This window comes from Sphingopyxis sp. MC1 (genome assembly GCF_000371385.1).
Lineage (GTDB): Bacteria > Pseudomonadota > Alphaproteobacteria > Sphingomonadales > Sphingomonadaceae > Sphingopyxis > Sphingopyxis terrae.
Genome location: NZ_AOUN01000023.1, coordinates 1 through 25,103 on the forward strand (window position 1 = coordinate 1; position 25,103 = coordinate 25,103).

The 25,103-nt window shown below is 64.3% G+C and carries 27 protein-coding genes; 26 read left to right on the forward strand and 1 reads right to left on the reverse strand.

Features of this window, described 5'->3' with window-relative positions; all coding sequences use genetic code 11:
- The first annotated feature begins 63 nt into the window (after positions 1–63).
- Positions 64–150 carry a hypothetical protein gene (locus EBMC1_RS19005; protein ID WP_442852390.1) on the forward strand — a complete coding sequence of 29 codons (87 nt, stop codon included), beginning with the start codon at positions 64–66 and terminating at the stop codon, positions 148–150.
- Between the two features lie 91 nt (positions 151–241).
- Positions 242–715 carry a DUF2285 domain-containing protein gene (locus tag EBMC1_RS16970; protein WP_231292956.1) on the forward strand — a complete coding sequence of 158 codons (474 nt, stop codon included), beginning with the start codon at positions 242–244 and terminating at the stop codon, positions 713–715.
- A gap of 17 nt (positions 716–732) precedes the next feature.
- Here EBMC1_RS16970 and EBMC1_RS16975 read toward each other — a convergent pair whose 3' ends face one another.
- Positions 733–1,020: a DNA -binding domain-containing protein gene (locus EBMC1_RS16975; RefSeq protein ID WP_003052291.1), complete on the reverse strand. Its 288-nt coding sequence runs from the start codon at positions 1,018–1,020 to the stop codon at positions 733–735.
- Positions 1,021–1,443: 423 nt separating this feature from the next.
- On the opposite strand from EBMC1_RS16975, the gene EBMC1_RS16980 reads away from it, so the two are divergent.
- The 24 genes from EBMC1_RS16980 to trbL all read left to right on the forward strand — a co-directional run bounded on the left by EBMC1_RS16980 (position 1,444) and on the right by trbL (position 25,102).
- Positions 1,444–1,716: a helix-turn-helix transcriptional regulator gene (locus EBMC1_RS16980; protein ID WP_003052294.1), complete on the forward strand. Its 273-nt coding sequence runs from the start codon at positions 1,444–1,446 to the stop codon at positions 1,714–1,716.
- Positions 1,717–2,796 (forward strand): replication initiator protein A, encoded by a 1,080-nt coding sequence (locus tag EBMC1_RS16985; protein ID WP_003052297.1) that lies wholly within the window; start codon positions 1,717–1,719, stop codon positions 2,794–2,796.
- Positions 2,797–2,854: 58 nt separating this feature from the next.
- Positions 2,855–3,373, forward strand: a complete 519-nt coding sequence (locus EBMC1_RS16990; protein ID WP_003052299.1) for a DUF2840 domain-containing protein — start codon at positions 2,855–2,857, stop codon at positions 3,371–3,373.
- Positions 3,370–3,915 (forward strand): S26 family signal peptidase, encoded by a 546-nt coding sequence (locus EBMC1_RS16995; protein ID WP_003052302.1) that lies wholly within the window; start codon positions 3,370–3,372, stop codon positions 3,913–3,915. The genes EBMC1_RS16990 and EBMC1_RS16995 overlap by 4 nt, the downstream gene beginning before the upstream one ends.
- Before the next feature lie 38 nt (positions 3,916–3,953).
- Entirely contained in the window at positions 3,954–4,286 is a 333-nt protein-coding gene (locus EBMC1_RS17000; protein ID WP_003052305.1) for a DUF736 domain-containing protein, read from the forward strand.
- Positions 4,287–5,192 (forward strand): lytic transglycosylase domain-containing protein, encoded by a 906-nt coding sequence (locus EBMC1_RS17005; protein WP_003052307.1) that lies wholly within the window; start codon positions 4,287–4,289, stop codon positions 5,190–5,192. It begins immediately after the preceding gene.
- On the forward strand, positions 5,189–5,509 hold the full coding sequence (locus EBMC1_RS17010) for a hypothetical protein (protein ID WP_040590837.1): 321 nt from the start codon (positions 5,189–5,191) through the stop codon (positions 5,507–5,509). The genes EBMC1_RS17005 and EBMC1_RS17010 overlap by 4 nt, the downstream gene beginning before the upstream one ends.
- A gap of 815 nt (positions 5,510–6,324) precedes the next feature.
- Positions 6,325–7,557, forward strand: coding sequence for a DUF3363 domain-containing protein (locus tag EBMC1_RS18720; protein WP_081611231.1), 1,233 nt, complete (start codon positions 6,325–6,327; stop codon positions 7,555–7,557).
- A 177-nt stretch (positions 7,558–7,734) separates the two neighbouring features.
- Positions 7,735–8,421: a CerR family C-terminal domain-containing protein gene (locus EBMC1_RS17020; RefSeq protein ID WP_003052314.1), complete on the forward strand. Its 687-nt coding sequence runs from the start codon at positions 7,735–7,737 to the stop codon at positions 8,419–8,421.
- Positions 8,421–9,428: a secretion protein HlyD gene (gene hlyD, locus EBMC1_RS17025; protein ID WP_003052317.1), complete on the forward strand. Its 1,008-nt coding sequence runs from the start codon at positions 8,421–8,423 to the stop codon at positions 9,426–9,428. Before EBMC1_RS17020 ends, hlyD begins: the two co-directional genes overlap by 1 nt.
- 1 nt (position 9,429) lies before the next feature.
- Positions 9,430–11,160, forward strand: a complete 1,731-nt coding sequence (locus tag EBMC1_RS17030) for an ATP-binding cassette domain-containing protein (protein WP_003052319.1) — start codon at positions 9,430–9,432, stop codon at positions 11,158–11,160.
- Positions 11,157–12,284 carry an ABC transporter permease gene (locus EBMC1_RS17035; RefSeq protein WP_003052322.1) on the forward strand — a complete coding sequence of 376 codons (1,128 nt, stop codon included), beginning with the start codon at positions 11,157–11,159 and terminating at the stop codon, positions 12,282–12,284. The genes EBMC1_RS17030 and EBMC1_RS17035 overlap by 4 nt, the downstream gene beginning before the upstream one ends.
- Positions 12,281–13,405, forward strand: a complete 1,125-nt coding sequence (locus EBMC1_RS17040; RefSeq protein WP_003052324.1) for an ABC transporter permease — start codon at positions 12,281–12,283, stop codon at positions 13,403–13,405. The genes EBMC1_RS17035 and EBMC1_RS17040 overlap by 4 nt, the downstream gene beginning before the upstream one ends.
- 3 nt (positions 13,406–13,408) lie before the next feature.
- A complete protein-coding gene (locus EBMC1_RS17045) occupies positions 13,409–14,818 on the forward strand; it encodes an efflux transporter outer membrane subunit (protein WP_040590842.1) in 1,410 nt (469 codons plus the stop codon).
- A gap of 117 nt (positions 14,819–14,935) precedes the next feature.
- Positions 14,936–15,877, forward strand: coding sequence for a LysR family transcriptional regulator (locus tag EBMC1_RS17050; RefSeq protein WP_003052327.1), 942 nt, complete (start codon positions 14,936–14,938; stop codon positions 15,875–15,877).
- A 185-nt stretch (positions 15,878–16,062) separates the two neighbouring features.
- Entirely contained in the window at positions 16,063–18,051 is a 1,989-nt protein-coding gene (locus EBMC1_RS17055; protein ID WP_003052329.1) for a conjugal transfer protein TraG, read from the forward strand.
- A gap of 28 nt (positions 18,052–18,079) precedes the next feature.
- Positions 18,080–18,523, forward strand: coding sequence for a CopG family transcriptional regulator (locus tag EBMC1_RS17060; RefSeq protein ID WP_231292957.1), 444 nt, complete (start codon positions 18,080–18,082; stop codon positions 18,521–18,523).
- A gap of 145 nt (positions 18,524–18,668) precedes the next feature.
- Entirely contained in the window at positions 18,669–19,652 is a 984-nt protein-coding gene (trbB, locus tag EBMC1_RS17065) for a P-type conjugative transfer ATPase TrbB (protein ID WP_003052336.1), read from the forward strand.
- A complete protein-coding gene (locus tag EBMC1_RS17070) occupies positions 19,649–19,981 on the forward strand; it encodes a TrbC/VirB2 family protein (protein ID WP_003052341.1) in 333 nt (110 codons plus the stop codon). The genes trbB and EBMC1_RS17070 overlap by 4 nt, the downstream gene beginning before the upstream one ends.
- Entirely contained in the window at positions 19,981–20,262 is a 282-nt protein-coding gene (locus EBMC1_RS17075; RefSeq protein ID WP_003052343.1) for a VirB3 family type IV secretion system protein, read from the forward strand. Before EBMC1_RS17070 ends, EBMC1_RS17075 begins: the two co-directional genes overlap by 1 nt.
- Before the next feature lie 10 nt (positions 20,263–20,272).
- Positions 20,273–22,729, forward strand: coding sequence for a conjugal transfer protein TrbE (trbE, locus tag EBMC1_RS17080; protein ID WP_003052346.1), 2,457 nt, complete (start codon positions 20,273–20,275; stop codon positions 22,727–22,729).
- On the forward strand, positions 22,726–23,499 hold the full coding sequence (trbJ, locus tag EBMC1_RS17085; RefSeq protein ID WP_003052349.1) for a P-type conjugative transfer protein TrbJ: 774 nt from the start codon (positions 22,726–22,728) through the stop codon (positions 23,497–23,499). The genes trbE and trbJ overlap by 4 nt, the downstream gene beginning before the upstream one ends.
- Positions 23,500–23,509: 10 nt before the next feature.
- Positions 23,510–23,785: a putative entry exclusion protein TrbK-alt gene (gene trbK-alt, locus EBMC1_RS17090; RefSeq protein ID WP_003052351.1), complete on the forward strand. Its 276-nt coding sequence runs from the start codon at positions 23,510–23,512 to the stop codon at positions 23,783–23,785.
- Positions 23,786–23,788: 3 nt separating this feature from the next.
- Positions 23,789–25,102, forward strand: a complete 1,314-nt coding sequence (trbL, locus tag EBMC1_RS17095) for a P-type conjugative transfer protein TrbL (RefSeq protein ID WP_003052354.1) — start codon at positions 23,789–23,791, stop codon at positions 25,100–25,102.
- Position 25,103: the final 1 nt, after the last annotated feature.

Here is a 25,103-nt window from a genome sequence, read left to right on the forward strand (position 1 = left end):
CAATCAGGGGAGCACGTCAGTCGCCATGAGGACTATCATCGCGACTTCCAAACAATATCCCAGGTGAAGGAGCCAGCCGGCGACCAGCTTGATGGATTCTCGCAGCGTTGGGGTTTGCGATTTCCCGTGCGATCCCGAAACGCCGCCTGATCGGCAATCCCTGTTCTGGATTCCAAGTCTCCAACCGCAAGCGGTTCTCTTGTCCCCGGTGCAGCATCGCGACGGGGCGACGGAACCTATAGTGACGCTGGCGCACCTGTCCGGCCTCGACCTACGGCACGCGGCGGATGGGTGGCATGGCATCTGGAATGTGGATGGCGTCGCGCATCAATTCTGGCTGCCCCAGGCCGTGCCCGACGCAGCCGCCTTCTATGCCGTATCCCTTCCGATGGATTCTTTCATGGAGCTTCGCGCCCATGCCGCCCGCCGACTTTGGCGGTCCCTCAATGGGCGAGCGCCTGGCGCGGACTTCCGCACCATGCCGGCGCAGCTTCGCAAGTTTCATATCCTGTCCCTACGCGCGCTCGACGCCCGTTTGCGAGGCGAAAGCTACCGCACCATCGCGGAAGTCCTGCTTGGCTTTCGCGGGACCAAGGAGGATTGGGAAGCCGACCCCCGCAAGAACCAGGCCCGCCGATTGGTCGCGCATGGCCTGAAAATGATGAGGGGAGGCTACCGCCTCCTGCTGCACTATCCGATCAAACGGCCCGCTTAGTGAAGTGCCGGCAATGGTCAGCGTCCGGCCGCGACCGCCTGTTCCAAGATTCGCCGATAGCCTTCGCGTGAAAGCCATTGGGCGCGGGCAAGGTGGCTTTCCCAGCATCGCCGCGCCCGCGCTTCATCGCCGACCGGATCGCGATGCAGCACGATTCGCGCGACTTCCATCCAGTCTGCCCCTTCGGCCTTCGCGTCGAGAAGGCGCAGATAGGTGACGTAATGCTGTTCGTCATAAGGCGTTATGTCGTTTCCCGCTGGCGCTTCGTCGTCCACATCGGGATCAAGTTCGACGGGCACTCGCATGGCCGTTTCCCCGTATCCGAGAGGGTTTGTTTGCGGTGCGCCCCCGCAAACGATGCTCTCTGACTCTGGTGATCGGGGAGTTAGTAACCGCATGACACGGCCCCACGGCCTTTAGTTCGGAGAACCTGTTGCATACGCCGCAGGCTCCCCGACCATAGGTCGAAGAGTGGTGCCAGTTCGGCGACACCTACCTAGTCATGAGGGGTTACTAAGCCCCGAAGCAGCGCGTCCTGCTCCGCGTTCAGTCTTAACCGACCCGCCCGCGAAAGTCTTCGTCTTTTCGGCTTGCTGCCGCTCCCCAAGGGGTGCCGCCAGCGCGTAGGCGCAAATGCGGCACGCTACGCGCCGCCGATCCCTCGCCATGGTTCGCCACAGCCCGCCGAAGTTTTCGGCGGCCACGTCAACCGAACCAGAGGTGATCTTATGGCCATCCGCCGCAATGCGGACCTGCCGCCGCGCCTACTTCGCACACAGGAAGCCGCGCGCTTTCTCGGCTTGTCCGTCCGCACCCTTGAGAAGCACCGCACCTACGGCACCGGCCCGACCTATCGCAAGATCGGCGGCCGTGTCCTTTACACCGTCCGCGACCTTGAAGCCTGGAGCGCGGTCGGCACACGCAAATCCACCCGCGACAAGAACGCCGGCACGGTTTTTCCCGCGCGTCCGCTCACGCCTAAAGAGCTGGGCGATTGCTGAATGCTGCGCGATGACGACCATAGCCCCGCGCAGCCGGCCGACGCCAGCGAACGCAGCCGACTCGACCCCTTTGTGGTCGCGACCGGCGACGCCGCACCGCGCGACCAGCGCGATTTGATGGAGCGGCCGTTCTTCTCCCTGGCGAAGACGCCGCGCACCAAGCCGATTTTCTACAAGGCCGCCGATGTCGAGGTGCAGGTGTTCGGTATGCCCGAGCACGGCATGGCGACCATATGGGACGCCGACGTGCTGATATGGGCGGCCTCGCAGATCGTCGCGGCCGAAAACAACGGCCTCACCACGTCACGCTTCGTCCGCTTCACGCCTTACCATCTGCTGCGCGCCATCGGGCGGCCGACCGGCAACCATCAATACCTGCTGCTGAAAGCCGCGCTGGCGCGACTGCAATCGACCGTCATCGCCACCACCATCCGCAACGGCCCGCATTGGCGTCGCCGGCAATTCTCATGGATCAACGAGTGGGAGGAAATGACGACGCGCGCCGGCCGCGTCGAGGGCATGGAATTTGTCTTGCCCGAATGGTTCTACAACAGCGTCATCGACCGCTCGTTGGTCCTGACCATCGACCCGGCCTATTTCCGGCTGACGGGCGGCATCGAGCGTTGGCTTTACCGCGTCGCCCGTAAGCACGCCGGCCGCCAGCGCCATGGCTGGCTGTTCGAGTTTGCGCACCTTCATCAGAAATCCGGCAGCCTCGCACGGCCGTCCGATTTCGCGCTCGACTTGCGCCGCATCGCGGCCCGCCAGCCGCTTCCTGGCTATCGACTCCAGATTGAGCGGGAAGACGGCCGTGAGCTGCTTCGCATCCGCCCGGTAAACCTGTCCACAGTGCCTGTTGATAACGGTGTGAATGCCATCGGCACATCAGGCGCACGGGGTATCGGCACATCAGGCGCAACCCTATCGGCAGATCAGGCGCACGAACCGCAGCTAACGCTTTGGCCTGAAACGCGCAATCCGACCGCTAACTTAGAGTCTAACAGAGAATCTAACTTTTCTTCTTTGACGCGCGCACACGCGAGGCGTGGTGCCGGTGCCGCCGAGCGAGGCGAACCATGACGCCCGCGCTCGACGCGGTGCGCCCGCGCAACCCCCAAGCCATCACCGGAGACGAACAATGACCCGTCGCGCCCATCGCAGCGCGCACGGCCGTCCGCTGCCGGACGGACCCGCGCCCTTCACCACGCTTGTCGAATTGACTTTCGAGAAACGCAAGGTCGAGCACTGGATACGCTTCGGCCGCAAGAGCTACGAACAGATCATCGACCGTCGCCGAAGCGTCGTCGGCTTCGCGCCGAACAACATCTTCGCCTTCGTCCGCTGGGCGGCCGGCGAGCACGGCACGATCATTTCACGCATCGACATCGCGCGGGCCATCGGTCGGGGCGAGCCGTTCCAGACGTTGCCCTTCGTCCGGCCTGGGGGCGACATCCTGTTACGCCTGGACGGCTGGCCGAAAGTGCAGCGCGCACTTGCCGTCATCGACGCCGTGGAGGCGCTGGGCCTCGACCCGGCCGACGTGTCGCCGGACTACTGGCGACACGCGCACAACCGCCTAGCCGCCAATCAGGAGCCGAGCGACTACACGCCGGAACGACATGCGGCGTGGATTGGGCGTCGGAGGATCGACCCGTGACGCGCCGCCGCTATCTCGCCGTCACGGCGCTGGCCGCGATGGGCGTTGCCGTCGCAAGCGCCATCGAGACGCCGACGAAACTCATTTGGAACGCCACGGCCAGCGCGCCGGTAGGCTTCTACACCGTCGAGCCGGCCGACCGGATCGAGGTGCCCGAGCTGGTCGCGGTCATGCCGCCCGAACCGCTCGCCGCCTTCATGGTGCAGCGCGGCTATGTCGGACGCGGCGTGCCGCTGTTGAAGCGCGTCGTCGGCCTTCCAGGGCAGCGGGTTTGCCGCGCCGGCCGCACGATTACGGTTGACGGGATCGAGATGGGCGAGGCGCTGGAGAGCGACCGGATCGGCCGTGAACTGCCCGCCTGGCAGGGCTGCCGCGTCATCGCGCCCGGCGAAATCTTCCTCATGAATTGGGATGTCCGCGACAGCCTGGACGGCCGTTACTTCGGACCCATCCCCGCAAGCTCCGTCATCGGCCGAGCGGTCCCGCTCTGGACCGATGAGGAAGGCGTCGGCCGCTACGAGTGGCGCGCGCCGACCCGCTGACTTCGCGCTTTCCCCGAACAACAAGAAGGAGACTGACAATGCCTGCCAACATCTTTGAACCCACCGCCAACGGCTATTCTGGCCGCGTCCGGCTGTTCGGCATCGACGAGGCAATCGCGCTCGTCGCCATCGAGCCGGGCGACGGCGAGAACACGCCCGCCTATCGCGTCCACCTCGACGACGAGGACGGCCCGGAGATCGGCGGGGCGTGGAAACGTGTCGGCGAGCGCGCCGGGGAATACATCGCCCTGGAGATCGACAGCCCGCTTTTCCCTGCGCTGTTTCGCCCGGCGCTGTTCCAGGCCGACGACGAGGCACGCACCTTTCGGCTCGCGTGGAAGCGGCCGAAGGCGCGCGAGGATCGGAGCTAATTGGTGCGCGTTCCGATCATCCCTTTGTTCGCGGGAACGCACTCGCATCCCTTCGTCCCGCTCGGCGACAAGACGGCCGGCGCGCGCAGCGAAGGTCAAGGGCGGCCACCGGCCGGCGCTTTGCGCGCACCCTTTACCGTAGCGAGCACGCTGGCAGGCTGGCGTCATAGCGGCGACAGGAAGCCATGGCGCTATGCCGTCCTGTTGCTGGCCGGCGCACTATCAGTCTGCGCCGGATCGGGCGTCGCGGTCGCGCAATCCGCGTCGGTCGTGCGCCCGGTTGCCGTCGATCCCTATGCCGCGCACATCACCGAGGCGTCGCAGCGGTTCGGCATCCCCGAGCACTGGATTCGCGCCGTCTTGCGCGCCGAGAGCGCGGGCGACGTGCGCGCGATTTCGTCGGCCGGCGCGATGGGATTGATGCAGATCATGCCCGACACCTGGGCGGGCCTGCGTGCCCGTCACCGGCTCGGCCGCGATCCCTATCAGCCCCGCGACAACATCCTCGCAGGCACGGCTTATCTGCGCGAGATGTGGGATCGCTACGGCAATGTCGGCGCGATGCTCGCGGCCTACAATGCCGGCCCCGGCCGCTACGACGAGCACCGTTCGACCGGCCGTCCGCTGCCGGCCGAGACACGCGCCTATGTCGCCGCGCTCGCGCCGATCCTTGGCGGTGCGGCTGCATCCGAAGCGCCGTCATCGGCACCGCCACCGCCGCCCGACTGGCGCGACGCACCGCTCTTTATCATGCGGCCGAACGACAGCCAGGCAATCGCCGCGCAGCCGTCCGACACGCAATCCGGCGACGCTCGCGCGACCGTTCCGGTGCGCGATCCCGCCGCTATGGAACCGCAAGACGGCAGCATTTTTGTAGCCCGCGCGAGCGTCGGAGATACGCCATGAAGGTGGCATTCCCGCGCTCGGCGGCGCACGATCCGGTGTGCAGTCAGGCGGGTTCGCGTCTGGCTGCATACCGGGCCGGAGAGGCAGAGAAGGACGAAAGAGCGGAGGGCAAGATAAAGGAAACCGGCACTAGGTCGGCCGGATTTCTGAAATTGTTGTTGTCTGCACACTGGTTAGGGGAGCCACGAGCGGCACCATGCTTTTTGATCCCGCGTGCCGCGATATTGCGCAAAGCCTTGGCTTTGCTGGATTTCGACCGGCACCATGACCGCCGAACGCCCGATTTTCTTGGGTTTTGGCCGGAGGCGCGGACGTGAGCGCCGACGACGAAAACCGCTTCCGCCCGAAGCCCGGCCGCATCCGATCCGACGCGCCGAAGGGCGGCAAGACCAAGAGCTTTCTCACGCAGGCGAAGAAGATCGCGCGGCAGCACAGCACCACGTCATCCAGATCGTCGCCGCGCCCAGGCAAGACCTCGACCGCCAAGGGCGGCAAGGGCGCGCGCTCGACTGGAGGACCGGGCGTCCGGCGCGGACGCGGCGCGGCCTTCGTGCGCGCTCGCACCCTGTCAGGCGGCTGGCGTCACAGCGCGCCCGGAATGCGCCGCGTCGTCGTCAAGACCCGCTACGTCAAGGAGGCGGGCAGGAACGGAAGGGCGGCCGCCCATCTGCGCTACATCCAGCGCGACGGCACATCGCGCGACGGCGAGCGCGGGCAGCTCTATTCGGCGACCGAGGACCGCGCCGATGGCGCTGCCTTCCTTGAGCGCGGCCAGGAGGATCGCCACCAATTCAGATTCATCGTCTCGCCGGAGGACGGCGCGGACCTGTCGGACCTGACAGCCTATACCCGCGACCTCATGCGCCAGATGGAAGCCGACCTTGGCACGAAACTCGATTGGGTTGCGGTCAATCACCACAACACCGGCCATCCCCATGTGCATGTCATCGTGCGCGGCAAGGATGACCTGGGCGAGAACCTTGTCATCAACGGCGACTATCTCGCCAACGGCATCCGCGAGCGGGCGAGCGAATTGACCACGCTGGAGCTTGGCCCCGTCACCGAGATCGAGCAGACCCGCAAGCTGTCGGCCGAGATCGACCAGGACCGTTTCACCCGCATCGACCGGGCTATGGTCGAGGAAGCCGACGATAGGTTCCTCGACCTTCGCCAAGAGCCGGCCGAGCCGCGCCGCCAGTTCAACCGGACGCTTCGCCTGCGCCGTCTCGCCAAGCTGGACAAGATGGGGCTTGCGACCGAGCACGCGCCGGGCGTTTGGGAATTGAGCGAGCGCATGGAGCCGACCTTGCGCGAGATGGGCGAGCGCGGCGACATCATCCGCAACATGCACAAGGCGTTGAAGGCCGATGGCCTGGAGCGAGACCCGCTGACCTTCCAAATCCATGACGGGCCGCCCGAAAAGCCCATCGTCGGCCGCGTCGTCGATAAGTATCTGTCCGACGAGCTGGGCGAGAACCTGACCGTCGTGGTGGACGGGATCGACGGCCGGACCCACCATGTCGCCGGCATCGACGCGGCCCGCGTCGAGGACGCGCGGATAGGCAGCGTCGTCGAGATCGGCCCGGCCGAAACGGCAAGCCGTCCGTCCGACCGGACCATTGCCGCCATCGCCGAGGATGGCGTCTATCGGCCGAGCCGCCATCTGGAACAGGCGAAGTTCGAGAGCCGCGTTCCGGGCGGCGATTATGAAGGTTATGTTGATGCTCATGTGCGCCGGCTGGAGGCATTGCGCCGCGCCGGCATCGTCGAGCGGATCGACGCCGACCAATGGCGCATCCCCGAAGATTTCGAGAGCCGCGCCGCCGCCTACGACGCCGGCCGCAACCGGCAGGCCAGCGTTCGCGTCCTTTCGGTGCTCGACCTTGAAAAGCAGATCGGCGCGGACGGCGCGACCTGGCTCGACCGGCGCTTGGTTACGCCCGACGCAACCGACCTTGCATCGGCCGGCTTCGGACAACAGGTGCGCGAGGCGATGGACCAGCGCCGCGAGCATCACGTCGAGCATGGTGACGCCACGCGCAGCCGGGACGGCCGAATCTTCTATCGGCGCAATCTTCTCGCGACGCTGCGCGAGCGCGAGGTTGCCAGCTTCGGCACGGCGATGGCGGCGAACAAGTCGCTGCCGTTCCGCGCCGTCGCCGATGGCGAAACCGTCAGCGGCAAGTTCACTGGCACCGTGCAGCTAACCAGCGGCAAGTTCGCCATCGTCGAGAAAGCGCACGAGTTCACCCTTGTCCCATGGCGACCTGTCATCGACCGCCAGCTCGGCCGTGAAGTCGCGGGCGTCGTGCAGGGCGGTTCGGTATCGTGGCAATTGGGCCGGCAGAAGGGTTTGGGGCTGTAGCGCTGTCCAACCGAGGCGCTGGCAATGCTGGTGCCGGACACCAAATAGTAACTAAATCATGTGATTGATTTAGTCGCTGATCCACGTTAAAGCTGACCATGGGACAGGGGGCCGGCACGCACCGCAAGCGAGCGGACGGCTTTCGGTTCCCAAGATGAAGGATGGAGCGCGGGCGTCATGTCGGGACGAAAGATCGAGCGCGGCGATCAAACTCGCGAGAAGCTGCTTATCGCAGCCGTGGATGTTTTAGGGCGTGTCGGCTTCGACGGCGCGACGACCCGGATGCTTTGCGAGAAGGCCGGGGCAAACCAGCAGGCAATCGCCTACTACTTCGGGAACAAGGAGGGACTTTACCTAGCTGCGGCCACCTCCATCGGGGATGGCATCAAGGATCATATCGCCCCGCTGCGAAGCCTCGTCTTTGCCCGTGTCGAAGAAGCGCGCTCGGGAACGCCGCTTGGCACGGATGAGGCACGCCGCCTGCTGACCGAAATCATTCAGCGGATGGCGGCGCTATTCGTGAGCAGCCGTTCCGAGCCTTGGGCGCGCTTCATTATCCGCGAGCAGATGCAGCCGACTACGGCCTTTCGTTGCCTCTACGACGACTTGATGGGGCCGCTGCTCAATATATGTGACCATCTAATTGGAACCTTGCTCGACGAAGACTCTGCTTCCGAGCATGTGCGCCTCAGAACCCTCGCATTGGTTGGAAGCGTCCTCATGTTCAGGATGGGGCGCGCTTCGGTCCTCGCCGCGCTCGATTGGGAGACGATAGACGACAACGGCCTCGCAGCCATTGAGGCTTTGGTGGTTGAACTCGTTGGGTCCATTGCGCCTGCCTCCCCGAATGTGGGGGGCGCATAGTGTCCCGCCGCATCATCATCCTGGCAGTCATCATCGCGGGCGTCGCAGCGGCGGGATACTACACTCGCGGCTTCGGCTTCTTGGACAAGCCCAACGAGGGGCTGGTCCTTTATGGGAATGTCGATATTCGTCAGGTGAATCTCGGGTTTCGCGTTGCGGGTCGTATCGCCGAAATGCCGATTGATGAAGGTGCTTCGGTCGAGGCTGGGGAAACTCTGGCGCAGCTTGACCAACAGCCATTCATCGACGCGCTGGCGGGTGCGGAAGCGCAGGTTGCGACCGCCCGCGCCGAACTCGAAAAACGGCGCAACGGGAATCGACCCCAGGAAATTGCCCAGGCGGAGGCTGCGGTCGCCGTCCGAAGGGCGGACATGGTGCGAACACGAGAAGCCTTCCAGCGTCGCCGGGCGCTGGTTGCGACCGGCGCTGTATCCCAATCGGTTTTCGAGGCCGCCGAGGCTGAATACCTCGCCGCCGAGGCGCAGCTTCGGGCGGCAGAGGAAGCATTGGCGTTGCTTCGCGCCGGCTCTCGCGTCGAAGACATCGCGGCAGCGGAGGCGCAACTCGCGGCGGCGATAGCAGAACGCGATAGGGTGAAAACCAATCTGGCCGACACGACGCTTAAAGCACCGGACGCTGGCACGATCCTCACGCGAGCGGCCGAGCCCGGTGCCATCGTCCAATCCGGCGCAACCATCTTCACGCTTACCATCAATCGGCCGATCCGGGTGCGCGCCTATGTTGCCGAACCCGACCTTGGGCGGATCGCGCCCGGCATGACCGTGTTCGTAACCACTGACGGCAACCCCAAAGTCTATCGTGGCGTCATCGGCTTCATTTCACCAACCGCTGAATTTACGCCGAGGACGGTCCAGACCGAACAACTGCGCGCCGACCTCGTTTATCGTTTGAGGATCAACGTCACCGATCCCGATGACCGTCTCCGTCAAGGTCAGCCCGTGACCGTGAGGCTCCAGCAGAGCCCGGACCCAGGGGCGGGCCAGTGAAATGACAGAGGCAGTCGCCCACGCTGTAGATGTCACCAAACGCTTCGCGCCCAATGCAGCCCCGGCACTTGATGCCGTGAGCATGGAGGTGATGGGCGGCGTGATGACCGGCTTGGTCGGCCCTGATGGCGCGGGCAAGACAACCCTGATCCGTTTGCTCGCCGGATTGCTCGACCCGGATGAAGGGGAAGTTACCCTTCTCGGCGAGCCCGCCATCGCGGCCGATAGATCGGCACTAGGCTACATGCCGCAACGCTTCGGACTCTACGAAGACCTGTCGGTTATCGAGAACCTTTCACTCTACGCTGATCTTCGCGGCTTACCCCCAGGGAAAGAACGCACGGAGCGCTTTTCCCAACTCCTGTCTTTCACGGACCTTGAGCGATTCCGCCCCCGGTTGGCTGGCCGTCTATCGGGTGGCATGAAGCAAAAGCTGGGCCTCGCCTGCGCGCTGGTGCGGCCCCCTCGCGTGCTGCTGCTTGATGAGCCTGGCGTCGGCGTCGATCCCGTGGCCAGACGGGAACTATGGGCGATGGTCCGCCAGCTCACGACGGAGGGCATGGGCGTCGTCTGGTCCACCGCCTATCTCGACGAGGCCGAGAAGTGCGATACGGTATTCCTGCTGAACGAAGGCAAGCTGCTGTTCAGTGGACCGCCGAAGCGGCTGACATCCCGTGTCGAGGGTCGGACCTATCGTCTGTTTGGTCCTTCCGAAAGCCGGCGGTCTTTACTCGCCAGCCTTGTCCTTCGCGACGATGTAAAGGACGCCACCATCCAGGGCGCTTCCGTTCGCGTCCTCATGGACGAAGGCGCTGCTGCGCCGACCATAGAACGATTCGGAATGTCGCAGGGCGACCGAATCGAAGCCGTGCAGCCGCGATTTGAGGATGCGTTCATTGACATCCTTGGTGGAGGACCGAAAGGCGTCAGCCAACTCGCCGCGAGCTACAAGCCCATCGAAAAGTCCGACGCGCCGGCCATCGAGGCGCGAGGGCTTACCAAGGTTTTTGGGACGTTCACGGCGGCAGGCGACATCACATTCTCCGTGCCGCAAGGCCGAATATTCGGCCTTCTCGGGCCGAATGGCGCTGGCAAGTCCACGACCTTCAAGATGCTTTGCGGGCTTCTCACGCCGACAGCGGGCGAAGGCCGCGTTGCTGGCCATGATCTTCGCACCGCCAGCGCGGAGGCGCGTCAGTCTCTCGGCTACATGGCGCAGAAATTTTCTTTGTATGGCGATCTTAGCGTCAAACAAAATCTGGACTTCTTCGCCGGAGCCTATGGCTTGAATCGACGCCAGCGGGCCGAGGCCGTTGCGCGCGTCATCGACATTTTCCAGCTTGAACGTCATCTGCCGGTGAACAGCGGAACATTGCCGCTGGGCTTCAAGCAACGGCTCTCGCTTGCCTGCGCCGTGCTCCATCAGCCGCCGGTGCTTTTTCTGGATGAGCCTACATCCGGCGTGGACCCAATCACCCGCCGCGAGTTCTGGTTGCACATCAACGGCCTCGTGCAACGCGGCGTGACGGTGCTCGTCACCACCCACTTTATGGAAGAAGCGGAATATTGCGACCGCATAGCGCTGATCTATCGCGCGCAGGAAATCGCCCAAGGCACGCCCGAAGACCTCAAAACCCGCGCGGCTGAAATCAGTGGCGGCACAGACCTTACGATGGAGGACGCTTTCATTGCGTTGATCGAGGAAACGGATCGAAAGCGGGAGGCCGCATGAACGACCGCTTCTATCCTCGACGCTTCATGGCCCTGCTCGTCAAGGAGTCGCTACAGATTCTCCGCGACCCCTCGACGATGCTGATCGCCTTTGTGCTGCCGCTGCTCCTGCTTTTCCTGTTTGGATACGGCGTGTCTCTCGATACGGCGAGGACGCGGATCGGCTTGGCGGTTCAAGATTCCAGCGAAGCGGCGGCCAGCCTAGCGGGGGCTTACCGATCATCCCGGTGGTTTGAGGTTCAATCCCGGCGCGACGTGACTTCGCTCAAGGATGAACTGATCGCCGGGCATATCCGGGGCATCGTGGTCATTCCGAGTGATTTCGGCCAGAGGGTCGCAGCCGGGATCGACGCACCGATCCAGGTGATTACCGATGGCTCGCTGCCGAACACGGCATCCTTTGTCGCCGCCTATGCCGAAGGTGTGCGGGCCACCTGGGCGGAAGGCCGTGCATTGGATCGTGGCGTGCGACTAGCTCCCGCAATCGCCCCGCTGCCCCGCTTCTGGTTCAATCCGGGCCTCGAAAGTCGCTTCGCTCTCATTCCCGGCTCGATCAGCATTGTCATGACGATGATCGGGACGCTTCTGACCGCGCTCGTCGTCGCGCGGGAATGGGAGCGCGGCACGCTCGAAGCGTTGATGGCTACGCCCGTCAGCATGGGAGAGTTCCTGGCCACGAAAATCATTCCCTATTTCGTGCTCGGGCTCGGTTCGATGACGCTCTGCGTCGTCGTGGCCGTCTTCCTGTTCGGCGTGCCCTTTAGAGGGTCGATCCTCGCGCTGTATGCGGTTGGCGCGGCCTTCCTCATGCCGGCATTGGGCCAAGGCTTGCTGATTTCGGCGGCGACGAAAAATCAGTTCGTGGCCAGTCAGGTTGCGTTGCTCACGGCATTTATGCCGGGCCTGCTGCTGTCTGGATTTCTGTTCGAGATCGGCTCGATGCCGAAATTCATTCAGGGGATGACCTATGCGGTTCCAGCCCGCTACTTCATCCCGCCCCTGACCAGCGTTTTCGTGGTCGGCGATCTTTGGCCGATGTTCGTTCGCAGCATCCTGGCGATGCTGGGTTTCGGCCTCCTGTTCTTCGGCCTCGCCTTCCGAGTGACGCGCCGGAGGATCGCATGATGAGTTCCGCCAGCTTCGCGCGACTATCTGCGATCATCGTGAAAGAGCTATGGGCGGTCTTTCGCGACCCCAGGGCTCGCATCACCCTTATTGCGCCTCCCTTGCTCCAACTCGTCCTGTTCGGATTCGCGGCGACGCTGGAAGTGCGCAACTTCGACGTTGGCGTGCTCGACCGCGATTCCGGCATCTGGAGCCATGAAATTGTTTCGCGGGTGGCAGGCAGCCCCAACGTCGGCCGCATCGTGCCGCTCGCCTCGCCCGACGACATGCGGGAGGCAATCAACAATCAGCAGGTCATCGCCGTTCTCAGTTTCGATTCGCGATTCAGCGCGGCTATCGAGGGCGGGCAGATTGGCGAGGTTCAGATCGTCCTAGACGGGCGACGCTCGAACGCATCGCAGATCGTTTCCTCATACCTGCAACAGATCATTGGCCAGGTCGCAGCCGAAGCGCGCCCCGCCGCAACTCCAGGGCAGTCCACTACCCGAACCGTCGTCACCAACTGGTTCAATCCCGCGCTGATATACCTTTGGTTCGTGATGCCGGCGTTGCTTGTGACCCTGGGCGCAACCGGCACCTTGTCGATTACGGCTCAATCCGTTGCCCGCGAGCGGGAGCTAGGCACCTTCGATCAGCTTATGGTTTCGCCGTTGAGGGTCCACGAAATCCTCATTGGCAAGATGGCACCGCCTTTGCTGATCGGATTCTTCAATGCCACGCTCTATGTGATCCTTATCCCCACGGTCTTCGGAGTGCCGCTTACCGGCTCCGTGGCGTCGTTCTACTTCTCTCTGTTCTTCTATGTAGTGTCGCTGATCGGCGTCGGAATGCTGGTATCCACGTTGTCGCAAACCCAGCAACAAGCCTTTCTCGGCATGTTTCTGGTGACGGTGCCGCTAATCCTGCTGTCCGGCTTCGCCACTCCAGTCGATAACATGCCCGGCTGGCTACAGGTGATCGCTTTCGCCAATCCCTGTCGGCATTTCCTCGTCGTCTCCGAAGGCGTCTTCCTGAAAGACATGCCGGCGGCGGTCATTCTCGCGAACACATGGCCGCTGGCGGCTATCGCGTCCGTCACGCTGACCGTTTCGGCAATTCTTTTCCGCGCTCGGATGGAGTAGCCCATGCGTCATCCCCCGTTCCCGGCACTACTAGCCTCTCTTAGCGTTGCGGCCTGCACGGTCGGACCAAGCTATGTCGAATCCAGCCCGGCGGTGGCGCCCGGCTGGATTTCCGCTGCCAATCCACATCCGATTGATGAAGATTGGTGGCGCTCGTTCAATGATCCACAGCTCGTTGAACTTGTGGAATTGGCTGTAACCAGCAACCACAACGTTCGGGAGGCGGAAGCGCGCCTACGCGAAGCGCGGGCGCTACGCGACGCCGCACGCGGTCGCGCTGGTCCAGATGCAGCACTATCCGGCGCGGCCACGGCGAACCGCGTCAGCGAAAACGGTCAATTGCCGGTTGCCAATGTTCCGGGGTTCGATCCTCAATTTTCCCTTTTCGATTTCGGATTCGATGCGTCGTGGGAAATCGACCTATGGGGCCGAACACGGCGTAGCATCGAAGCGGCGGACGCCCGTGCAGAGGCAATACAGGAAGCCCGGCGCAATGTCATCTTACAGGTGATCGCAGAGGTTGTCCGAAGCTACGTCGATCTACGCGGCTCCCAAACTAGGCTGTTGGTTGCTCGCGCAGACGCCAACGCACAGCAGGCCATCGCCAGCCTGGTCGAAAGGCGGTTTAGGTCCGGCGAGGCGTCGCGCTTCGACTTTGCTCGTGCCGACACACAGGCTCGGGCAGCCAGCGTAAGCCTTGATGGGATTGAGGCCGACGCGCGCGCGGCAGCCTATCGCTTATCCTTGCTAACTGGCCAAGCACCGGGGGCCACTTCACTTCGGCTGTTGAACCCTGGGTCGCTTCCGGTTGCTCCATCGCAGATTACGGCTGGGCTTCCATCCGAACTGTTAAGGCGACGCCCGGATATACGTCAGGCAGAGCGCGAATTGGCGGCTTTCACCGCTGACGTTGGCGTGGCCACGGCTGACCTCTTTCCGCGACTATCGCTCATTGGGTCGATTGGTCAGCAAGCTCAGAGCGCGGGCGATCTGGCATCCGGGGCGAGCACACGATTGCAAGTTGGGCCGAGCTTCCATTGGCCCATATTCTCCATGGGGCGCATCCGAGCGCAGATTCGGGCGGCGGATGCCCGAGCCGATGCAGCCATGATCCGCTACGAGCGGAGCGTAACGGGCGCGCTTACTGACAGTGAGACGGCGCTTAACCGATATGCCGCCGCACAGATCATGCGCCGGAAAGCGGAGGGGGCGACAACGCAGGCGGCCGCTGCGGTCGATCTTGCCCGCCAGCGCTACCAGGCTGGCGAGGACGACCTAACGATATTGCTGGACGCGCAATCCGCATACAGCGCTGCGGAGCGTGCGAGCCTTGATGCTCGCGTCGGCGAGTTGATGGCCGTTGTCGCTCTCTACAAGGCACTAGGGGGCGGATGGGAGGCCGCCGTCTCATGATCGGTCTGCCGCTGATTTTCCGGTCAGACATTCACAATGTCCCCGCTGTCCGGCGCGACGGTCGCCGTCGATTGACCGAGCACAGGTGAAGCGGTGCGGCGGCGGCGTTCAACACCCATGATCGACCGCAAATGGGGAGTGCCGACCTCGTTGGGTTCACGCATTCCCCTCGCGTCCCTCATTCAAACGCTCGCCGTCGCCGAATATCTGAACTTCCGGCACGCTGCGAACGCACTCGGCGTCAGCCTGTCGAGCGTCAGTGCTCGCGTGAAGACGCTAGAGCAAGACCTTGGCGTTTTGCTGTTCGAGCGCCATGCGCGAGGCGTCCGGCTGACAGAGGCCGGTCGCCAGTTCGTCGAGCATGTTGCGGCCGGCGTCGATCAACTCGACCATGCCGTGAAGACCGCCGGCATGGCGGCGTCAGGAGAGTGCGGACGCCTGCGCATCGGCGTCCATGCCCTGATCCCTCGCAGCTTCCTCGCCGGACTGATCGGACAGTATCGCGAAGATTATCCCGGCATCGAAGTCGAGATCACGGAAGGCACGGCACGCGATGCGGTTATGCAACTGCGCGCCGACCGTCTGGACATCGTATTCATGGCAGGCACGCCCGAGCTACCCGACTGCCACACGCGGCGGATATGGACCGAACCGCTGGTCGCCGCGCTGCCGGATAGGCATCGGCTCGCCAAGCAAGCCGCCGTCACCTGGGCCGATCTAGCGGGCGAGACGTTCCTTGCCCGGCACGGCGGCACCGGCCCACAAGTCCATGACCATATCGTGCTGCGCCTTGCCGGACGCTGGCCGGCATCATCTATCCAACGCTTCGATGTCGAGCGCGGCACGCTGCTTTCCATGGTCGGACAGGGCTTCGGCGTCACCATCGTCGGCGCGGCTACGTCGCTGCTACGAACTTCCGACGTTACTTTCCTTCCGGTCGCGGACGAACCGGAGCCGGTTCCTTTCTCGGCCGTCTGGTCGCCATTCAACTGTAGCGCGGCGCTTCGCAATTTGCTCACCCTCGCAAGAAAAATGGGGCGAACTATCCCGGCGGATTGAGTCTCGCCCGCGATTCGTTACGGCCTTCCCGCGACAGACATCCGCGCAGATAAATGAGTGGACGCAACCCGTCCTATTTGCCGCCGATAATATCCGACAGCCCTCCCGCTCCACCTTTCCTGTTGCCTGTCCCATAATTGCCTACTCTCTGATCGGCTCCGTCTCTTTTCTCGACTGGAGCTTGGATGCGTGGAGGCCGAATCCTTTGGGGTCAGATTGCCGTCGTCTTCACCATCGTTCTGGTGATGACCTGGGCGGCGACGCAATGGGCCGCATGGCGTCTCGGCTTTCAGGCGCAACTCGGCAATCCATGGTTCGAGCTGGCTGGCTGGCCGATCTACTATCCGCCCGCGCTGTTCTGGTGGTGGTATGCCTTCGACGCCTATGCGCCTTCGATCTTCGTCGAGGGCGGCGTCATCGCAGCGTCGGGCGGGCTTATGGCCATCGCCGCCGCAATCATGATGTCGATCATCCGGGCGCGGGAGGCACGCAACGTCGCCACCTATGGATCGGCACGATGGGCCGAAGACAAGGAAATTCGCACGGCCGGATTGCTCGGCGCGGATGGCGTCGTGCTCGGCCGGCACGAACGCGACTATCTGCGCCATGACGGCCCCGAGCATGTCCTTTGCTTCGCACCCACGCGGTCGGGCAAAGGCGTGGGCCTCGTGGTGCCGACGCTGCTGACCTGGCCGGGAAGCTGCATCGTCCACGATATAAAAGGGGAGAACTGGACGCTGACCGCCGGCTTCCGCGCGAAGCACGGCCGCGTTCTGCTGTTCGATCCCACGAACGCCAGATCGTCGGCCTACAACCCGCTACTGGAGGTGCGCCAGGGCGAATGGGAAGTCCGCGACGTGCAAAACATCGCGGATATTCTCGTCGATCCCGAAGGGAGCTTGGATCGAAGAAACCATTGGGAAAAGACGAGCCACAGCCTGCTTGTCGGCGCAATCCTGCACGTCCTCTATGCCGAACCCGATAAGACGCTGGCCGGCGTCGCCAGCTTCCTTTCCGATCCGAAGCGCCCCGTCGAGGCGACCTTGCGCGCGATGATGGACACCCCGCACCTGGGCGAAGCCGGCGTTCATCCCGTCATCGCGTCATCGGCCCGCGAGCTGTTGAACAAGAGCGAGAACGAGCGCAGCGGCGTGTTGTCCACCGCCATGTCGTTCCTGGGTTTATATCGCGATCCCGTCGTGGCGCGCGTCACGGCGCGGTGCGACTGGCGCATTGCCGATCTTGTCGGCAGCAAGAAGCCGGTCAGCCTCTACCTTGTCGTGCCGCCGTCCGACATCAACCGCACCAAGCCGCTCATTCGCCTGATCCTCAATCAGATTGGCAGGCGGTTGACCGAGGAATTGCACACGTCCGGCAAGCGGCATCGGCTGCTGTTGATGCTCGACGAGTTTCCTGCGCTCGGCCGGCTCGATTTCTTTGAATCCGCGCTCGCCTTCATGGCCGGATATGGCCTCAAAAGCTTTTTGATCGCGCAGAGCCTCAACCAGATCGAAAAGGCTTACGGGGCGAACAACAGCGTATTGGATAATTGTCATGTCCGCGTCGCCTTCGCGACGAACGACGAGCGGACGGCGAAAAGGATCAGCGATGCGCTCGGCACCGCGACCGAGCTGCGCGATTCTACCAACTATGCCGGCCACCGGCTTGCGCCGTGGCTAGGGCATTTGATGGTTTCGCGGCAGGAGACGGCACGGCCGCTGCTCACGCCTGGAGAGGTGATGCAGCTTCCGCCGAGCGACGAAATCGTGATGGTCGCCGGCACGCCGCCCATCCGCGCGACCAAGGCCCGCTATTTCGAGGATGCGCGGTTCATGGAACGCATCCTGACCCCGCCCGATCCGGCAGCCGATCCCGCCACCGTGAACCCGTCATCCGACGATTGGTCGAGCCGCATCGTCGCGGCGACGAAAGCAACCGCCCCAACCACGGCCAGTGGGACCGAAGGCGATCCGGCCAATGCCGGCATCCGCCGCGAACCGGAATTGCCGGAGCATGAGGAAATCGTCGCGCCGCCGCGTCCGCCCGAACAGGAGTTCGACATTCTGGACGACGAGCCGGACGTTGACGCCGCCAAGGCCCGCGCGCTGCGCCAGCGGATGCGGATGGTCGCGCGGCAAGCCTCGCTCGACCCCGGCGACGGCATCGAGCTTTGAGGATACGCCCATGACCACCCGAACCCGCATGAACGTCTATTTCGCCCCGGACTTGCTCGCCCAGGTCGAGGCGCTGGCGCTGCGCCGCCAAGTCTCGAAATCCGCCATCGTTGAGGCAGCCGTCGCGTCCTTCCTGTCCGGCGACAGTTCGGATCGGCTGGAGGCGGCCATGTCGCGCCGCCTCGACAAGCTCGGCCGCGAGATCCACGCGCTCGACGAGGATCTTGCCGTGCTCGGCGAAACCGTCTCGCTGTTCGTCAACATCTGGCTTTCCGCCACGCCGCCGCTGCCGGAGAGCGCGCAGGCCGCCGCCCGCGCGAAAGGTGCCGAACGGTTCGAGGGTTTCATGCAGACGCTCGGCCGGCGTCTTGCGACCGGCGACAGGTTCCTCAAAGAGTTGTCACGCGATGTCGATTCGCTTCCCGATAGTCCATCGCAAGATCAGTTCGAGGCCGATGGCAGCGTAACCTGAATTTCCAACCCGTCCTATTCGCCGCCGATAGCCGCCGATCACCGCATCCTCTTCGATACTTGTTGAATCAGCCTGATTTCAGGCTCCTTTAATCGACCCCGTTGCGGGGACGGTCTGTCGCGCCCCGTCAGGAATCGGGGCCGATATGACATCCACACACCATAAGCCGGAAGCGATACAGCGCGGCGCGCGCATGTTGCGCACCGCGCTCGGCGCGGCCATCGCCCGGTTTCTGGAAGACCCGGCCGTGGTCGAGGTCATGCTGAATCCAGACGGGCGAATCTGGATCGACCGACTTTCCGAAGGGCTGGCCGACACGGGCGAAACGATGTCGCCGGCCGATGGCGAACGCATCGTCCGTCTTGTCGCTCACCACGTCGGCGCAGAGGTTCACGCGCGATCCCCGCGCGTCTCGGCAGAGCTTCCCGAAACCGGCGAGCGGTTCGAGGGACTTTTGCCGCCCGTCGTCGCTGCACCGGCATTTGCGATCAGGAAGCCCGCCGTCGCGGTGTTCAGCCTCGACGACTATGTAGCTGCCGGCATCATGTCCGCCGACCAGGCCGTGACGTTGCGCACCGCCGTCGCATCGCGTGCGAACATCCTTGTCGCGGGCGGCACGAGCACCGGCAAAACGACGCTGACCAATGCGCTGCTCGCCGAGGTGGCGAAGGGCGCGGATCGCGTCGTCATCATCGAGGATACGCGCGAGCTGCAATGCGCCGCGCCCAACCTTGTCGCCATGCGGACGAAAGACGGCGTGGCGACGCTATCCGATCTTGTGCGGTCCTCGCTTCGCCTGCGCCCCGACCGCATCCCCATCGGCGAGGTGCGCGGCGCGGAAGCCCTCGACCTGCTCAAAGCCTGGGGCACGGGCCATCCGGGCGGCATCGGCACCATCCATGCCGGCACCGGCATCGGCGCGCTCCGTCGCCTTGAACAGCTCATTCAAGAGGCTGTCGTCACGGTCCCGCGCGCTCTGATCGCGGAAACCATCGACCTTGTTGCCGTCCTTTCCGGGCGCGGTTCCGCGCGCCGGCTGGCCGAACTCGCCCACGTCGAAGGGCTGGGGCCGGACGGCGATTACCGCATCACCCCCGCAATCCCCAACAGCACAGGAGAACCCAAATGATCCGCACGCTTTCGCGCGGCTACCGCACCATGGCGACCGCAACCGCCGCTGTTTCCATCAGCATGATCCTCGCCCCGGCCGCTCATGCGTCCGGCTCGTCAATGCCGTGGGAGCAACCGCTTCAACAAGTCCTTCAATCCATCGAAGGGCCGGTTGCCAAGGTGGTGGCCGTTATCATCATCATCGCAACCGGCCTGACCCTGGCGTTCGGCGATACGTCGGGCGGCTTCCGTCGCCTGATCCAGATCGTATTCGGTCTGTCCATCGCGTTCGCGGCATCGAGCTTCTTCCTGTCGTTCTTCTCGTTCGGCGGCGGGGCGCTCGTTTGATGGCCGCCGTCCTCGAACAACTCGACGCGGTGCCGGGATTTTCGGTCCCGGTCCATCGGGCGCTGACCGAGCACATCATGCTCGGCGGCGCACCGCGCTCCATCGCCATCATGAACGGCACTCTCGCCGGGGCCGTGGGCCTTGGCCTGCGCCTCTGGCTTGTGGGCCTCGCCATATGGGCCATCGGCCATTTCGCGGCCGTATGGGCGGCGAAGCGCGACCCGCTCTTTGTCGAGGTGGGGCGGCGGCATCTGCGCATCCCCGCAAACCTTGCAGCGTGAGGGCGTGGCCATGATGAACCTCGCCGAATATCGCCGCACCGCCAGTCGCCTTGCCGACTTTCTGCCCTGGGCTGCGCTGGTCGGCTCTGGCGTCGTCTTGAACAAGGACGGCTCATTCCAGCGCACGGCCAGGTTTCGCGGTCCCGATTTGGATTCCGCCGTTGCGGCCGAGCTGGTCGCCGTCGCCGGTCGCATCAACAACGCCTTCCGCCGTCTCGGATCGGGCTGGGCGATTTTCGTCGAGGCGCAGCGCAGCGAGGCCGCGACCTATCCCGACAGCACCTTTCCCGATCCCGCGTCGGCCTTGCTCGACGCCGAGCGCAAGGCCGCCTTCGAGGAAGCCGGCGCGCATTTCGTGTCGGGCTATTTCCTGACCTTCCTCTACATGCCCCCGGCCGAGGAAGCCGCCCGCGCCGAAACCTGGCTCTATGAAGGCCGCGAGCAATCCGGCGTCGATCCCTATGAAGTGCTGCGCGGTTTCATCGACCGCACCGACCGCGTGCTCGCATTGCTCGACGGCTTCATGCCGTCCTGCCGGTGGCTCGACGATAGCGAAACGCTGACCTACCTCCATTCCACCGTCTCGACCAACCGGCATCGCGTCCGCGTTCCCGAAACGCCGATCTATCTCGACGCGCTGCTCGCCGACCAGCCGTTGACCGGCGGGCTGGAGCCGCGCCTTGGCGACCAGCATCTCCGCGTCCTGACCGTCACCGGCTTTCCCACCGCGACAACGCCCGGCCTGCTCGACGACTTGAACCGGCTCGCCTTCCCGTATCGCTGGAGCACGCGCGCGGTCCTGCTCGACAAGACCGACGCGACGAAGCTGCTCACCAGGATCAGGCGGCAATGGTTCGCGAAGCGCAAAAGCATCGCCGCGATCTTGAAAGAGGTGATGACCAACGAGGCATCCGTTCTCGTCGATACGGACGCCGCCAACAAGGCCGCCGACGCCGACATGGCCTTGCAGGAGCTTGGGGCCGATGTCGCCGGCATGGCCTACGTCACCGCCACCATCACCGTATGGGACGCGGACCCCAGGATTGCCGACGAGAAATTGCGGCTGGCCGAAAAGGTCATCCAGGGCCGCGACTTCACCGCCATGGTGGAGACGGTCAACGCGGTTGACGCATGGCTCGGCAGCTTGCCCGGCCACGCCTACGCGAACGTCCGGCAGCCGCCCATCAGCACTTTGAATCTCGCCCACATGATCCCGCTTTCAGCGGTGTGGGCGGGGCCGGAACGGGACGAGCATTTCGGTGCGCCCCCTCTGCTTTATGCAAAGACCGAAGGCTCCACCCCGTTCCGGTTTTCCCTTCACGTTGGCGATGTCGGCCATACGCTCGTCGTCGGCCCGACCGGCGCGGGCAAGTCCGTGCTGCTCGCGCTCATGGCCTTACAGTTCCGGCGCTACGTCCGCAGCCAAGTCTTCGCGTTCGACTTCGGCGGCAGCATCCGCGCCGCGTCGCTCGCAATGGGCGGCGACTGGCACGACCTGGGCGGCGGCCTGACCGAAGGTTCCGACGCTTCCGTATCGCTCCAGCCACTTGCGCGCATTCACGACACCTATGAACGCGCCTGGGCCGCCGACTGGATCGTGGCCATCCTCATGCGCGAAGGCATGGCGATCACGCCGGAGGTGAAGGAACATATCTGGACGGCGCTGACCTCGCTTGCCTCCGCGCCAGTCGGGGAACGCACCATCACCGGCCTCGCGGTGCTGCTGCAATCCAACGACCTCAAACAAGCCCTTCGGCCGTATTGCGTCGGCGGTCCCTATGGCCGGCTGCTCGACGCCGAAGCCGAACATCTCGGCTCGGCCGACGTGCAGGCGTTCGAGATCGAGGGGCTTGTCGGCACGGGAGCCGCGCCCGCCGTTCTGGCCTACCTGTTTCACCGCATCGGCGACAGGTTGGACGGGCGGCCGACGCTGCTCATCATCGACGAGGGTTGGCTTGCGCTCGACGATGAAGGCTTTGCCGGCCAGCTCCGCGAGTGGCTTAAAACGCTGCGCAAGAAGAACGCCAGCGTCATCTTCGCCACGCAAAGCCTGTCCGATATCGACGGCAGCAACATTGCGCCTGCGATCATCGAAAGCTGCCCGACGCGGCTGCTTTTGCCGAACGAGCGGGCCATCGAGCCGCAGATCACCGCCATCTATCGGCGCTTCGGACTCAATGACCGCCAGATAGAGTTGATCGCCCGCGCTACGCCGAAGCGGGATTACTACTGCCAGTCGCGGCGCGGCAATCGCCTGTTCGAGCTGGGCCTGTCCGAAATCGGCCTCGCGCTCTGCGCCGCATCCGCCAAATCCGATCAAACGCTCATTGCGCAGATCGTCGCCGAACACGGCCGCGACGGCTTTCTCGCGGCCTGGCTAACGACCCGCGATGTCGGCTGGGCCGTCGAGCTTCTTCCGAACTTCCCGACGCTGATCCCCCAAACCGAAAAGGAGTCCCAACCATGACCATTCGTCTTTTCCGCTCGCGCGCCATCGTCATGGCCGCAACGATGCTCGCCGCACCGCTGGCCGTTTCGTCCATGCTGGTAACGCCGGCACATGCGCAATTCGGAAGGATCGTCTTCGACCCGTCGAACTATGCGCAAAACATCCTCACGGCCGCGCGCACGCTGGAGCAGATCAATCATCAGATCACCTCGCTCCAGAACGAGGCGACCATGTTGATGAACCAGGCGCGCAATCTGGCGAGCCTGCCGTTCTCGTCGCTCCAGCAGCTTCAACAGAACGTCCAGCGGACGCAGCAGCTTTTGAGCCAGGCGCAGAACATCGCCTTCGACGTGCAGCGCATCGACCAAGCGTTCCAGCAGCAATACGGCAACGTGTCGATGTCGGCGACGGATCAGCAGCTCGTCGCCAACGCTCGCCCGCGCTGGCAGAACACCGTAGGCGGCTTGCAGGACGCCATGCGCGTTCAAGCCGGCGTAGTCGGCAACATCGACAGCAACCGCACGCAGATGTCGGAGCTGGTCGGCCAGAGCCAGAACGCGACCGGCGCGCTCCAGGCGACGCAAGCCGGCAACCAGCTTCTGGCCCTCCAGTCGCAGCAGCTTTCCGACCTTGTTGCGTTGCTAGCAGCCAACGGCCGGGCGGGCGCGCTGACCGAGGCCGAACGCGCAGCGGCAGCCGAACAGGGGCGCGAGCAGCGCCGTCGCTTCCTCACGCCCGGCAACGGCTACCAGCCCGGCAACGCGCAAATGTTCAACAACGGCAATTGAGGGCGCGGCCATGGACGGCAAGATGCTGGCCCGGCTGGGCGCAATCGTATTCGTGGCCATCGCCATCACGGCGACAGCCATCGAAATGACCCGCAAGGAAGACGCGCCGGCATCACCGCCGCGTCTTCTCCAGCCCGAACGTGACCCGCTGCGCGAAGGGCAGCGTCGGTGCCAGCAGCTTGGCCAGCAGGCCGCCGACGACGCGGAATGCCTGCGTGTATGGGCCGAAACCCGTGACCGCTTTCTCGGCCGGACGCGCGCGCCGGCCGCACCGGAAGGGCGGTGACGCATGGGCGGCGCAGGCGTCATCGACAATTTTCTCGGCACCTTCACGCAATACATCGACTCTGGCTTCGGCCTATTGGGTGGCGAGGTGGCGTTCATCGCCACCACGCTCATCGTCATCGACGTGACGCTCGCGGCGCTGTTCTGGAGCTGGAGCGCGGACGACGACATTATTGCGCGGCTGGTGAAGAAGACGCTGTTCGTCGGCGTCTTCGCCTATCTCATCGGCAACTGGAACAACCTCGCGAAGATCGTCTTCGACAGCTTTGCTGGCCTGGGCCTGAAAGCATCCGGCACGGGTTTCACCGCGCAGGATTTGATGCGGCCCGGCAAGGTGGCGCAAACCGGCCTCGACGCAGCGCGTCCGCTGCTCGACTCCATTTCCAACCTTATGGGCTGGGTCGCCTTCTTCGAGAACTTCATTCAGATCGCGTGCCTGCTGTTCGCCTGGGCGCTCGTCATCCTCGCCTTCTTCATCCTCGCCATCCAGCTTTTCGTGACGCTGATCGAGTTCAAATTGAGCACGCTGGCCGGCTTCGTGCTGATCCCGTTTGGCCTGTTCGGCAAGACCGCCTTCATGGCCGAGCGCGTGCTTGGCAACGTGATCTCCAGCGGCATCAAAGTGTTGGTCTTGGCGGTCATCGTCGGCATCGGCTCGACGCTGTTTTCGCAATTCACGCAGGGCTTCGGCGGGCAGACACCGAGCATCGACGATGCCATGGCCATCGTGCTCGCCGCGTTGTCGCTCGTCGGCCTGGGCATATTCGGACCCGGCATCGCTTCCGGCCTTGTCAGCGGCGGCCCGCAGCTCGGCGCGGGCGCGGCGGTCGGCACCGGCCTTGCAGTTGGGGGCGCGGCGCTGGCCGCAGGCGGTGCAGCCGGGCTTGCCGCAAAGGGAGGCGCTGCCGCCGTGCGCGGAGGCGCGACGGCAGCCGGCGCAGCATCCGCCGCTTATAGCCTTGGCTCGCTCGGCCAGTCCGGTGCGGCGGGCGTCGCATCCGGCCTGGGCGGCATCGCGCGAGCGGCAGGTAGCACAGCCACATCGCCGCTGCGCCGGGCGGCGGCAAGCGTCAAATCCAGCTTTTCCGATGGCGTGAAAGCCGGGTTCGGCGCGACCGGCGGCACATCCTCCATGGGATCGACTGGCAGCACGTCCGCATCCGCGCCGACCGCTGGCACATCGCCCGGCTGGGCGCAGCGGATGCGCCAATCCGGCCACACGGGCCATGCCGTCCAGACGGCCGCGCACGCTGTCCGCTCTGGCGACAGCCACGCCTCTGGTTCTTCCGTCAACCTCTCTGAAAGCGACCGCACATGAG